Raw genomic sequence first — 12,269 nt, 5'->3', positions numbered from 1 at the left:
GCCCGTACGAACGGTATTAGGGACGCAAGGGCACCGCAAACCTGTGACCGGAGGAGTGCAGTGGCAGCCAACGACCGGGCAGCATCGCCCGGAAAGTCCGGCCAAGGCACCAGTAACGAGGCGCTGATGCGCGCCTCGTTGAGCGCGGTCGCGCCCGGAATGGCCCTGCGGGACGGCCTGGAGCGCATCCTCCGGGGCAACACCGGCGGGCTGATCGTTCTCGGCATGGACAAAACAGTCGAATCCATGTGTACCGGCGGATTCGTGCTGGACGTGGAGTTCACCGCGACGCGGCTGCGTGAGCTGTGCAAGCTCGACGGTGCGTTGATCCTGGACAAGGACATGACGAAGATCCTGCGGGCCGGCGTGCAGCTGGTTCCGGACGCGTCCATCCCCACGGAGGAGACCGGCACCCGGCACCGCACGGCGGACCGGGTCTCGAAGGCCTGCGCCTTCCCGGTCGTATCGGTCTCCCAGTCGATGCGCCTGATCGCGCTGTACGTGGACGGGGAGCGCCGGGTCCTGGAGGAGTCCTCCGCGATCCTGTCGCGCGCCAACCAGGCGCTCGCCACGCTGGAGCGGTACAAGCTCCGGCTGGACGAGGTCGCGGGCACGCTCTCCGCGCTGGAGATCGAGGACCTGGTGACCGTCCGGGACGTGACGGCCGTCGCGCAGCGCCTGGAAATGGTCCGCCGGATCGCGACGGAGATCGCCGAGTACGTGGTGGAGCTGGGCACGGACGGCCGGCTCCTCTCCCTTCAGCTGGACGAGCTGATCGCGGGCGTGGAACCGGAGCGGGAGCTTGTCGTACGCGACTATGTGCCGGAGCCGACGGCGAAACGATCCCGTACGGTCGCCGAGGCGCTGACCGAGCTGGACGCGCTGTCCCATACGGAGCTGCTGGAACTGCCGGTCGTCGCACGGGCCTTGGGGTACAGCGGCTCGCCGGAGACGCTGGACTCCGCGGTGTCGCCGCGGGGATTCCGGCTGCTGGCGAAGGTGCCGAGGCTGCCGGGCGCGATCATCGACCGGCTGGTGGAGCACTTCGGTGGTCTGCAGAAGCTGCTTGCCGCGAGCGTGGACGACCTTCAGACGGTCGACGGGGTCGGGGAGGCGCGGGCGCGGAGCGTGCGCGAGGGGCTTTCGCGGCTGGCGGAGTCTTCGATTCTCGAGCGGTACGTCTAGAGGGGCGGCGAGGTGGGGCGGGTGCCGGTGCGTCGGCGGCCGCCCTTGTCCTCAAACGCCGGACGGGTTGCGGCGGATCAGGGTCGTGACCCCGGCCATGATCCGCCGGACAGGTCCTAGTCCTTCGGCAGGACGAAGGAGGCTCGTTGGAGCGGTTCGCCCGGGGCCTTGGCTTCGAGGAGGTACGTGCCGGGGCCTGCCTCCGTTGTGGGGGCGGAAGCGCACTCGGGACTGCTCTTCTTACGGTTCCACTCCACCGTGTGGACGACCGTCGCGCCCGCGGGGACCTTCAGGAACAGGTGGCCCGGGGCTGCCGGGCAGTCCTCGGAGGACCAGATGCGGTCGTCCTCGCCGCCGGCCTCGGTGATGGTGAGCACCGCGTTCTTCGGGCCGAAGTCGGCCTTGCAGGCGGTGGCCGAGGTGTTCTTGGCGATCAGCTGGAACACCGGCTTGTCGTCGGGGCCGTAACTGACCGCCGTCTTCAGGCTCAGCCGCAGCGCCGCGGGCTTGCAGTCGGGGAGCGAGGAACCGGCCGGTACCTGCTCGGCACCCGAAGAGCCTCCGGAAGCGCTGCCCGAAGCCCCGCCGGAACCGGCGGTGTCCGTGCTGCCCGTACCGCCTGTGTCGCCGGGCCCGGTGTCGCCCGTGTCGCCCGGCCCGGTGTCGCCGTTGCTTCCGTCCGAGCCCGCGTCCCCGTCGGAGCCGGACTCGTCGCGGCCGCCCGGCTGTTGGCTGATCGCGGGTCCCGAACCCGAAGGCCCGGGCGTGATCGAGGGTGCGGGATCAGGTCCGCCGGCCTTCGCGTCGCCGGTGTTCCCGTCGCCCCCACCGAAGGTGACGGCCCATGCGATCAGCAATGCGAGCAGCCCAATCAGCGATGCCGCAACTGCCCTCCGTCGCCAGTAGATGGAGGAGGGAAGCGGCCCGACCGGATTGCGCATAGATCCCACGGCGCAAACTCTACGAGAGATCCGGCCCAACTCCCGCCCCACCCGCCGCTCTGATCGTCAAGTTTTGCGGATCATCATCACGGAGTTCCCCGAAGACAGGTCCCCGACACGGGCACAGGGGACAGAACGGGTGGCGTCATCACCCCGTGGGCCCTCCGGAAGGGCGACACCCCTGCGCCCGTGACCATCGCCCTCCCTTCCGTGCCAGGATCGTCGGGCGATGACTGCCACGACTTCGACACACACGCCCCCCGCATCCCTCCATACCCCCGTCATCGGATGGTTCGAGCAGCACGCCCGCGATCTCCCCTGGCGCCGCCCCGAAGCGGGCGCCTGGGGTGTGATGGTGAGCGAGTTCATGCTGCAGCAGACCCCGGTGAGCCGCGTTCTCCCCGTATACGAGCGGTGGGTGGCCCGCTGGCCACGCCCCGCCGACCTGGCCGCCGACGCGCCGGGTGAAGCGGTCCGCGCCTGGGGCCGCCTCGGTTATCCCCGCCGGGCCCTGCGCCTGCACGGGGCCGCGCAGGCGATAACGGAACGGCACGGCGGCGACGTGCCGAGCGAGCACAACCAGTTGCTGGCGCTGCCCGGCATCGGCGAGTACACGGCGGCGGCCGTGGCCTCGTTCGCGTACGGCCAACGGCACGCGGTGCTCGATACGAACGTCCGCCGGGTGTTCGCCCGCGCGGCCACCGGCATCCAGTACCCGCCGAACGCGACCACCGCCGCCGAGCGCAAGCTCGCCCGGGCGCTGCTCCCCGAGGAGGACGAACGCGCGGCCCGCTGGGCCGCCGCGACGATGGAACTCGGCGCGCTGGTGTGCACCGCCAAGAACGAGGACTGCTCGCAGTGCCCCATCGCCGGGCAGTGTGCCTGGCTGCTCGCCGGGAAGCCCGCGCACCAGGGACCGCCGCGCCGGGGCCAGACGTACGCCGGTACCGACCGGCAGGTGCGGGGCAGGCTGCTCGCCGTCCTGCGTGAGGCGGTGGCACCGGTCGGTCAGTCCGCGCTCGACGCGGTGTGGGACGAGCCCGTACAGCGTGCGCGGGCGCTCGACGGCCTGGTCGCCGACGGCCTGGTCGAACCGCTGCCGGACGGCCAGTACCGGCTGCCGCTGACCTGAGCCCCCGGCCGGGCCCCCGGCCGCCTGCGCTGTTACACAACCGATGGGCAGCCGTGCGTCCGCGTATGGCTGCTCCGGACAGCCTCGTGACAACGCCTCCGTAGCGTCTCCGACAGCAGTGAACACGGGGTTCCACGGGGACGGAGGCGGTTGTAATGGCGCAGGGCGAGGTGCTCGCATTCGAGGACTACGTACGCACCCGGCAGGATGCCCTGCTGCGCAGTGCACGGCGTCTCGTCCCCGACCCCGTGGACGCGCAGGACCTGTTGCAGACCGCTCTGGTGCGTACGTACGGCCGCTGGGACGGCATCGCCGACAAGTCCCTCGCCGACGCCTACCTGCGCCGCGTCATGATCAACACGCGTACGGAGTGGTGGCGGGCCCGCAAGCTCGAAGAGGTCCCCACCGAGCAGCTTCCCGACGCGAGCGTCGAGGACGGTACGGAGCAGCGCGCCGACCGTGCCCTGCTGATGGACGTCCTGGGTGTACTGGCTCCCAAGCAGCGCAGCGTCGTCGTGCTGCGACACTGGGAGCAGATGAGCACGGAGGAGACGGCTGCTGCACTCGGTATGTCGGCGGGTACGGTGAAGAGCACGCTGCACCGGGCGCTGGCGCGACTGCGCCAGGAACTGGAGAGCCGCGAGGCTGCGAGCCAGGAGGCCCGCAGCCGCGAGGCAGCCGCGCGTCGCGCGCCCGGATCGCCGGTGCGTGCGCACACACCGGCACGTGCACACACACCGGTGCGGCACGACGGGCGTCACGACGAGCGGGGGCGGGAGCGGTGCGCGGCCTGACAGGCACCAGCGACGGCACAGACAGCGGCGGCGCACCACATGACGGCCAGGGAACGGCCGGCACGGCCCGCCGGAGCAGCGGACTCCGTGCCGGACTGGCGGCGAGCAGCACGGCAATGGCCGGGCTCGCCGCCTTCGGGCTGTTCTGCGTCAGCTGTTCCGCGGGCGGTACGGGCACCCGGGACGAGGGCCCGGCCGGTTCGCAGCCGGTCGCCCGGGTCACGCCCTCGCTCGCCGCTCCCTCGACGACGTCACAGCCCACCAAGCGGGTGAACGCCGTGGCGCTCCTGAAGCGGGACTCCGAGGTGAGCCCACGGGTCAGGACCGATCTCAGGCCCTGCTCCGGGGACGAGTACCCCGTCGACACCTCGTACGGATCACTGACCGACGGCCCGGCCGCCGATGTCGTGGTCAACGTGATGACCTGCGGGGATTCGGTGGGCATCGGCACGTACGTCTACCGGCCGCGCGACGACGGCTCGTACGAGAACGTCTTCGCGGCCGAGATGCCCGCGGTCTACGGCACGATCGACCGCGGTGATCTGGTGGTGACGACGCAGGTGTACGGATCGAAGGACTCGGTCGCGTACCCCTCCGGCGAGGAAGTGATCACGTACCACTGGGCGGACGACCGGTTCAGCGAGCACGACCGCGTGCAGAACGACTTCAACCGGGCCGTCAGCAGCGGAGAGGGCGAGCTCCCCACGCAGGTCGAGCCGTCCAAGAACTGACCGAGAACCGACCGTACGGAAAGCAGTCGCATGGCCGAGACCCACGTCCTCTTCGTCGAGGACGACGACGTGATCCGCGAGGCCACCCAGCTCGCGCTGGAGCGGGACGGATTCGTCGTCACCGCGATGCCGGACGGCCTCTCCGGCCTGGAGGCGTTCCGGGCCGACCGCCCGGACATCGCTCTCCTCGACGTGATGGTGCCGGGCCTGGACGGCGTCAGCCTGTGCCGTCGCATCCGGGACGAGTCGACCGTGCCCGTGATCATGCTGTCGGCGCGCGCCGACTCGATCGATGTGGTGCTCGGCCTGGAGGCCGGGGCGGACGACTACGTCACCAAGCCGTTCGACGGAGCGGTGCTCGTCGCCCGCATCCGCGCCGTGCTGCGCCGCTTCGGTCATGCGGCCGGGACGAGCGGGCAGCAGGGCGGTACGGGCAGCGAGTCGCCGTACGAGACCGACGGCGTGCTGGTCTTCGGTGACCTGGAGATCGACACCGAGGGCATGGAGGTACGCCGCGGGGGCCGGCAGGTGGGGCTCACGCCCACCGAGATGCGGCTGCTGCTCGAGTTCTCCTCCACGCCCGGCACCGTGCTCTCGCGCGACAAGCTGATGGAGCGGGTCTGGGACTACGGCTGGGGCGGGGACACCCGGGTCGTCGACGTCCATGTGCAGCGGCTGCGGACCAAGATCGGGCAGGACCGGATCGAGACGGTCCGCGGCTTCGGCTACAAGCTCAGAGCATGAACGGGCGGGCCCTGCGGACCGGTGTCCGCTGGAAGATCAGCATCGCGATCGCGGCCGTCGGCGCGCTCATCGCGGTGGCGCTGAGCCTGGTCGTCCACAACGCCGCGCGCGTCTCGATGATCGAGAACGCGCGCGAGGTGCAGCTGGAACGGCTCCTGTTCGCGCAGCGGCTGTACGAGGCCACGAACGCGAAGAACAGCACGCCCAAGTTCGGTGCGAAGCTCAACGACTCCGCGATGCCCAAGAGCCTGCGCGACGAGGTCCGCGGCAACCGCCGTGCCACCCATGTCGACGAGTACGAGAACGGCGTGCCCGACGTCTGGGCGGCCGTCCCGCTGGCCAACGGCGACATCCTCTCGCTGCACACCCGCTTCGCCGACCGCAGCGCCACGATCATGAGTGACCTCGACCGTGCCCTGATCATCGGCTCGGTCTGCGCCGTGCTGGGTGGCTCCGCGCTGGGCGTGCTGATCGGCGGACAGCTGTCCCGTCGGCTGCGCAAGGCGGCAGCGGCGGCGGGCAAGGTCGCGCAGGGCAATACGGAGGTACGTGTCAGGGAGGCCGTCGGCGGAGTTGTCCGCGACGAGACCGATGAGCTGGCCGGCGCGGTGGACGCGCTCACGGACGCGCTGAACGAACGCATCGAGGCGGAGCGCCGGGTCACCGCCGATATCGCCCATGAGCTGCGTACGCCGGTGACGGGGCTCCTCACGGCGGCCGAGCTGCTGCCGCCGGGGCGTCCCACGGAGCTCGTACGCGACCGGGCGCAGGCGATGCGGACGCTGGTCGAGGACGTGCTGGAGGTCGCGAGGCTGGACAGTGCCTCGGAGCGGGCGGAGCTTCAGGAACTGCCGCTCGGCGAGTTCGTCAGCCGACGGATCGCCCGGCTGGGCCCGGACGTCACGGTGCGGGTGATCCACGAGTCGTGGGTCTCCACCGATCCGCGGCGCCTGGAACGCATTCTGGGCAACCTGCTGGGGAACGCGGCCAAGCACGGGGCCTCGCCGGTGGAGGTCACGGTCGAGGGCCGGGTGGTGCGGGTACGCGACCACGGGCCGGGGTTCCCGGAGGAGCTGCTGCGGGAGGGGCCGAGCCGGTTCCGTACCGGGAGCAGCGACCGGGCCGGGCAGGGGCACGGCCTGGGGCTGACGATCGCGGCGGGCCAGGCGCGGGTGCTGGGCGCCCGGCTCACCTTCCGCAATGTGGCCCGGGAGGACGGGGCCGAGCGGCCGGGCGGCGCGATCGCAGTGCTGTGGCTCCCGGAGCACGCGCCGACGGACACCGGCAGTTTCCCGGTCCTCAAGCTCGCGGAGCAGCGGCGGCCGGACGGGCTCAGGAAGCGGGACAGGCTCACAAGGAAACGGACGGGCTCGAAGGACCGAGCCCGCCCGTTGACCGAGGACGAATGACCGAGGACGAATGACCGAGGACGAAAGGGATACCTGAAGGAACCGGTGAGCGTGTCCTAGACGGTCTGCGACTCCTTGGCCGTCGGAGTCGGCTCATCGACGGGGGCCGCGGGGGCCGCCGCGCCCCGCAGCGGGACCTCCTTGACGAACAGCGCCGCCACCAGGGCGAGTACGGCGACCGAGCCGCCCACCAGGAAGGCGATGTGCGTGCCGGATGCCACGGCGAACTCGTACGCCTCACGCACCGGGTCCGGAAGCTTCGCCAGGCTCGCCGCGTCCAGTTGCGCGGACTTCTCGGTGGCGCCTCCGCCGCCGCGCGCCGCCATTTCGTCCTGCACCTTTCCGGTGAACAGTGCGCCCATGATCGCGACACCGAAGGAGCTGCCGAGCGTACGGAAGAGGGTGGTCGCGGACGAGGCGACGCCCATGTCCTTGAGCTCGACGCTGTTCTGCGCGACGAGCATCGTGATCTGCATCAGGAAGCCCATGCCGGCCCCGAGCACCGCCATGTAGATGCCGGAGGTGAACTCCGACGTACTGGTGTCCATCTGCGCGAGCAGGAACAGGCCCGCCACCATCAGGGCGCTGCCCACGATCGGGAAGATCTTGTATTTGCCGGTGCTGGTGGTGACACGGCCGGCGATCAGCGAGACGATCATCATCGCGAGCAGCATCGGCAGGAGCAGCAGACCGGAGTTGGTTGCCGACGCGCCCTGGACCGTCTGCTGGAAGAGCGGCAGGAAGAGCACGGCGCCGAACATCACGAAGCCGGCCATGAAGCCGATGACCGACATCAGCGTGAAGTTGAGATTCCGGAAGATGTGCAGCGGAATGATCGGCTCGGCCGCCTTCGTCTCGACGAAGACGAAGCCGACGAGGGAGGCCACGCCGACGGCGATGAGCTCCATGATCACGGCCGAGCTCCAGGCGTACTCCGTACCGCCCCAGGTGGTGACCAGCACGATCGCGGTGATGCCCACGGTCAGCAGCCCGGCACCCAGATAGTCGACCTTCGCCTTCCTGCGCTGCGTCTTCGGCAGGTGCAGCACGGCGGTGACCATGGCCAGCGCGACCGCGCCGAGCGGCAGGTTGATGTAGAAGCTCCAGCGCCAGCCCAGGTGGTCGGTGATGGTGCCGCCGACCAGCGGGCCGCCGATCATGGCGATCGCCATGACGCCGGCCATCATGCCCTGGTACTTGCCGCGCTCCCGCGGCGGCACCAGATCGCCGATGATCGCCATGACGCCGACCATCAGTCCGCCCGCGCCGAGGCCCTGGATCGCCCGGAAGCCGATGAGCTGGCTCATGTCCTGGGCCATTCCGCTCAGGACGGAGCCGATCAGGAAGATCACGATGGACGTGAGGAAGATGCCCTTGCGCCCGTACATGTCACCGAGCTTGCCCCAGATGGGGGTGGAGGCGGCCGTGGCCAGGGTGTAGGAGGTGACCACCCAGGACAGATGCTCCAGGCCGCCGAGGTCACCGACGATGGTCGGCATGGCGGTGCCGACGATCAGGTTGTCGAGCATGGCCAGCAGCATCGCGATCATCAGCGCCAGAATCACCACCCGTACGCTGCGCGCCTGTGGTTCCGGTTTCCCGGACGCCGTGCTGTCCGCCGCCTTCTTCAGGTCCGCCATGGTTCCCACTCCCCCTGTTTCCCCGGTTCACTGTCACCCGCCCGCCGGGGGACTTACTTGCCGCCCGGCTAGCTCACTACACTGGGGAAAGTTAGACCCGTAACTAGCCGGGCGTCAAGTAAGTATGGGAGAGCACCATGAGCATGGGCAGCACGCCGCAGCCCCGGCGCGGCAACACGCGCCAGCGCATTCAGGATGTGGCTCTGGAGCTCTTCGCCGAACAGGGGTACGAGAAGACGTCGCTCCGCGAGATCGCCGAGCACCTCGATGTCACCAAGGCCGCGCTGTACTACCACTTCAAGACCAAGGAAGACATCCTCAACAGCATCTTCGAGGACCTCAACCGGCCCATCGAGGAGCTGCTGGTCTGGGGCAAGGAGCAGCCCCGCACCCTGGAGACGAAGAAGGAGATCCTGGTCCGCTACGGCGACGCGCTCGCCGGCGCCGCCCCCCTCTTCCGCTTCATGCAGGAGAACCAGGCGACCGTACGCGACCTGAGCATCGGCGAGACCATCAAGGGCCGGGTCATCGCCCTGATCGACCTGATCAAGGACCCCGAGGCGTCACTCTCCGACCAGGTGCGCTGCATCAGCGCGCTCTTCACGATGCACGCCGGCATGTTCGCCCTCAAAGACATCGACGGCGACCCCGAGGAGAAGCGCAAGGCTGTCCTCGAGGTCGCCGTCGAACTGGTCACCCGGGCACACGACCCGGGTCACTCCGCATAGTGCTGCGTCAGAGCGAGACGTTCACGGAACGCAGGAACGAGACCGGGTCGAGCGCGGAACCGTAGTTCGGGGTGGTCCGGATCTCGAAGTGAAGGTGCGGGCCGCTGGAGTTTCCGGTGTTGCCGGACAGGGCTATCTTCTGGCCGGTCTTCACGGTCTGGCCGATCTTCACGTTGATCTGCGACAGGTGCGCGTACTGCGAGTACTTGCCGTTGGAGTGCTTGATCACGACGGCGTTGCCGTACGCGGGGCCGTCGCCGCCGCCGTTCGGGCCCGCCTTGACGACGGTACCGGCGTGCGCGGCCTCGACCTTGGTGCCGATCGGGACGGCGAAGTCCTGACCGGAGTGCTTCGCGGCCCAGCGGGCGCCGCCGGTGCCGTAGGTGGCGCTCAGGGTGTACTTCTCGACGGGGGCCTCCCAGGAGGAGGCCTTCTTCTTCGCGGCGGCGGCCTTCTTCTTCGCCGCCTCCTTCGCCTTGACCGACTTCTCGGCTGCTGCCTTCTTCGCGGACGCGGCGGCCTTGCTCTGCACCTCCGCCTGCTGGGCGACGGAGCCGGCGGCACCGGCGAGAGCCACAGTGCTGGTGGTGTTCGCCGTACCGGAGGCCGCGAACGCCGCGCCCGCACCGAGCACCATCGATGCACCCACGGATGCGGCGACCACGGTGCCACGGACTCGGGACAGGGACGGGCGGGCGGACTGCTGGAACGTAACGCGCTTCGACATACGGGGAAGTCCTCCGGTTGTGAGTGAACCCGGCGTTCTGCCGGACGTGCTCCACCTTGGTAACCCGCACCCCCATCCCGGTTCAAACACCCCATCTACGAAGAAAAGCCGTAGTCGGTGCATCGGGAATCCGTTGGCGACGGCCCCGCGCGCAGGCCTTCGCGACACCCGGAAATCTATTTTCCGGAATGCGTTTAAGCCCAGTTCGAAACGGCCCTAATCGGACATGGGGCGGCCTTCCGGGCACATCGCTCCGTTTCACCGAAGGACCCCTCCCTGCCCGGGACGGAAGTCCCATCCGCGATCACGGCAACCTCTCCTAAGGCAGCTAGTAGGCCCCGGAAGGGCTGTGCGCCTTGTCACCGCCGGTGGGACCAAAGACCGTCCGATTCGGGACCTTCGGCCTGCGGGCTGACTACGCTGACGGGGAAGCGGCCCAGCTCTCGGGGGACACCATGGCCAGCGACGACACCCACGGCCCGGCGGCAGCGGCGTCCTGCTCACCGACCGGCTGGTGCTGACCTGCGCCCATGTGGTCAAGGGCGGCAGCCGGAGCCGGGTGGCACACCCCGGCCTGGCGGGGCACCGGGACGCGACCGTCGCCTGGATCGACCACGACCTGGACGCCGCGCTCCTCCTCGCCGCGGAACCGGTGCTTCTCGTCCCACCGGTACGGCTGGCCGCTCCACGACTGCGAGATCACCGGCTTCCCGGACATCCAGCGGTACGGCCCCGGGGAGCATCTGGAGACCGACCAGTGCACGGCCACGGTCCTGCCCATGGCGAGCCGGATGCGCAGCCTGATGGTCTGCGAGCTCGACGGCCCGCCCCCGGCCACCGACGACCACGGCGTCCCCACGCTCCGGGGCCTGTCCGGCGGCCCGGTCTTCGCCGGGAACGTGCTCCTCGCCGTCGCCCGCCAGATCCCCCGGCAGCGCGGCGGCCGACGGGTGGAGTGCGTCGCGCTCTCCACGCTCGCCGCCGCCCGGCCGGTCCAGCTCCTGTACGAACAGGCCACCGGCAAGCCGCTGCCTGCGAGAAGGTGCACGGCCACCACCCGAGGGACCGGCAGTACGAGGAGGAGTACGCGGCCTCGGTCGGCGCCGCCTACCGGCGTACGAAGGTCTTCGGCCTCGATGAGCTGAACAAGAACGAGACCGAGTGGGACCTCGACACCGCGTATCTGAGCCTGGAGGCCCAGCCTCCCGACGACAGTGCGGGGCAGCGCCCGCCCTCGGCGCCGCAGCGCATCTACGCGCTGCTCTCCGACCGCCCCCGGGTGCTGCTGCGCGGCAACGCGGGCACCGGGAAGACCACCCTGATCCGGCGGCTGGCCGCGCACGCCTCGGCGCGCACCCTCCCCGAGCGGCTGGACGCCCTCAACGGCCTGGTGCCCTTCGTCGTCCCCCTGCGCACGCTGCGCGCCCGGGGCGGCATCTTCCCCGGGCCCGCCGGCTGCCCGCCGCCGCCCGGCTGGTGATCGACGACCCGCCGGAGGGCTGGGCGGGCCGGGTCCTGGAATCCGGCCGGGCGCGCTGCTGCTGGTCGACGGCCTGGACGAGGTCCCGCAGGAGGACCGCGACGAGGCCCACGACTGGCTGTCCCGGCTGCTGGAGCGCTACCCCGGCATCCGGTGCGTGGCGACCGTACGCCCACTGGCCGTCGAACCGGACTGGCTGAGGTCGCAGGACTTCGAGGAGTTACGCCTGCTGCCGATGCGGAACGAGGACATCCGGTCCTTTGTGGGGGCGTGGCACAGGGCCGCCCGGCTGGACGGTGACGACCACGAGCATCTGACCGAGCTGGAACAGGACCTGGCGCACCGTTTCACCCAGAACACCGCCCTGCGCGACGGGCATCACGATGGACGTCGAGGAGCAGATCCAGCTGCTCCAGCGCATCGCGGTCTGGCTGGTGCGCGAGGGGCAGTCGGAATTCTCCCGCGAACAGGCACTGCGACAGCTGGACCCTGCCCTGTCGGGCATGGAACGCGTACGTGCCCAGGGCGCGGCGGAGGAGATCCTGACGCACCTTCTGAACCGCAACGGCCTCCTCCAGGAACGCACCGACGACACCTACCAGTTCGTCCACCGCACCTTCCAGGACTTCCTGGCGGCCAAGGAGTTGATCGAGGACGGCCACCGGAGCCGCTGGACCTGACCCCGCTCCAGGCTCTGCCCGGCCTCGAGGTCACCGTCAAGGACCCCACAGTGCAACTCGTCGGCACCGACGGCCTGC

General features: G+C 70.1%; 12 protein-coding genes and 2 pseudogenes. 11 read left to right on the top strand and 3 right to left on the bottom strand.

What is annotated here, in order from left to right; all coding sequences use genetic code 11:
* Window positions 1–60: 60 nt before the first annotated feature.
* Window positions 61–1,185 carry a DNA integrity scanning diadenylate cyclase DisA gene (disA, locus tag ACFT7S_RS30765; RefSeq protein ID WP_382737419.1) on the top strand — a complete coding sequence of 375 codons (1,125 nt, stop codon included), beginning with the start codon at window positions 61–63 and terminating at the stop codon, window positions 1,183–1,185.
* Window positions 1,186–1,301: 116 nt separating this feature from the next.
* On the opposite strand, the gene ACFT7S_RS30760 is transcribed toward disA, so the two are convergent.
* A complete protein-coding gene (locus tag ACFT7S_RS30760; RefSeq protein WP_382737418.1) occupies window positions 1,302–2,042 on the bottom strand; it encodes a hypothetical protein in 741 nt (246 codons plus the stop codon).
* 313 nt (window positions 2,043–2,355) lie between these two features.
* On the opposite strand from ACFT7S_RS30760, the gene ACFT7S_RS30755 reads away from it, so the two are divergent.
* The 5 genes from ACFT7S_RS30755 to cseC all read left to right on the top strand — a co-directional run bounded on the left by ACFT7S_RS30755 (window position 2,356) and on the right by cseC (window position 6,936).
* Entirely contained in the window at window positions 2,356–3,258 is a 903-nt protein-coding gene (locus tag ACFT7S_RS30755) for an A/G-specific adenine glycosylase (protein WP_382737417.1), read from the top strand.
* 155 nt (window positions 3,259–3,413) lie between these two features.
* Window positions 3,414–4,052, top strand: a complete 639-nt coding sequence (locus ACFT7S_RS30750; RefSeq protein WP_382737416.1) for a SigE family RNA polymerase sigma factor — start codon at window positions 3,414–3,416, stop codon at window positions 4,050–4,052.
* Window positions 4,040–4,783 carry a hypothetical protein gene (locus tag ACFT7S_RS30745; RefSeq protein ID WP_382737415.1) on the top strand — a complete coding sequence of 248 codons (744 nt, stop codon included), beginning with the start codon at window positions 4,040–4,042 and terminating at the stop codon, window positions 4,781–4,783. The genes ACFT7S_RS30750 and ACFT7S_RS30745 overlap by 13 nt, the downstream gene beginning before the upstream one ends.
* 30 nt (window positions 4,784–4,813) lie before the next feature.
* Window positions 4,814–5,527, top strand: a complete 714-nt coding sequence (gene cseB, locus ACFT7S_RS30740; protein WP_382737414.1) for a two-component system response regulator CseB — start codon at window positions 4,814–4,816, stop codon at window positions 5,525–5,527.
* A complete protein-coding gene (gene cseC / locus ACFT7S_RS30735; RefSeq protein WP_382737441.1) occupies window positions 5,416–6,936 on the top strand; it encodes a two-component system sensor histidine kinase CseC in 1,521 nt (506 codons plus the stop codon). Before cseB ends, cseC begins: the two co-directional genes overlap by 112 nt.
* Before the next feature lie 56 nt (window positions 6,937–6,992).
* Here the strand turns inward: cseC and ACFT7S_RS30730 are convergent, their stop codons facing one another.
* A complete protein-coding gene (locus tag ACFT7S_RS30730; protein ID WP_382737413.1) occupies window positions 6,993–8,576 on the bottom strand; it encodes an MDR family MFS transporter in 1,584 nt (527 codons plus the stop codon).
* Window positions 8,577–8,719: 143 nt separating this feature from the next.
* Here ACFT7S_RS30730 and ACFT7S_RS30725 point away from each other — a divergent pair, with 143 nt between their 5' ends.
* Window positions 8,720–9,304, top strand: coding sequence for a TetR/AcrR family transcriptional regulator (locus tag ACFT7S_RS30725; RefSeq protein WP_382737440.1), 585 nt, complete (start codon window positions 8,720–8,722; stop codon window positions 9,302–9,304).
* A 7-nt stretch (window positions 9,305–9,311) separates the two neighbouring features.
* Here the strand turns inward: ACFT7S_RS30725 and ACFT7S_RS30720 are convergent, their stop codons facing one another.
* Entirely contained in the window at window positions 9,312–10,031 is a 720-nt protein-coding gene (locus ACFT7S_RS30720) for a M23 family metallopeptidase (protein ID WP_382737412.1), read from the bottom strand.
* A 514-nt stretch (window positions 10,032–10,545) separates the two neighbouring features.
* Between ACFT7S_RS30720 and ACFT7S_RS30715 the strand changes: the two are divergent.
* The 4 genes and pseudogenes from ACFT7S_RS30715 to ACFT7S_RS30700 form a co-directional block, all read left to right on the top strand.
* A pseudogene (locus ACFT7S_RS30715) lies at window positions 10,546–10,707 on the top strand (hypothetical protein); the annotation flags it as partial.
* Between the two features lie 366 nt (window positions 10,708–11,073).
* Window positions 11,074–11,511: an NACHT domain-containing protein gene (locus ACFT7S_RS30710; protein ID WP_382737443.1), complete on the top strand. Its 438-nt coding sequence runs from the start codon at window positions 11,074–11,076 to the stop codon at window positions 11,509–11,511.
* A gap of 19 nt (window positions 11,512–11,530) precedes the next feature.
* Window positions 11,531–11,734 (top strand): annotated as a pseudogene (locus ACFT7S_RS30705) (NACHT domain-containing protein); the annotation flags it as partial.
* A 160-nt stretch (window positions 11,735–11,894) separates the two neighbouring features.
* Window positions 11,895–12,191 (top strand): hypothetical protein, encoded by a 297-nt coding sequence (locus ACFT7S_RS30700; RefSeq protein ID WP_382737411.1) that lies wholly within the window; start codon window positions 11,895–11,897, stop codon window positions 12,189–12,191.
* Window positions 12,192–12,269: the final 78 nt, after the last annotated feature.

Origin of the sequence: Streptomyces sp. NPDC057136 (genome assembly GCF_042670885.1) — a bacterium.
In the GTDB taxonomy this organism is placed as follows: Bacteria; Actinomycetota; Actinomycetes; order Streptomycetales; family Streptomycetaceae; genus Streptomyces.
This window is presented reverse-complemented; position numbering and strand designations above follow the sequence as displayed.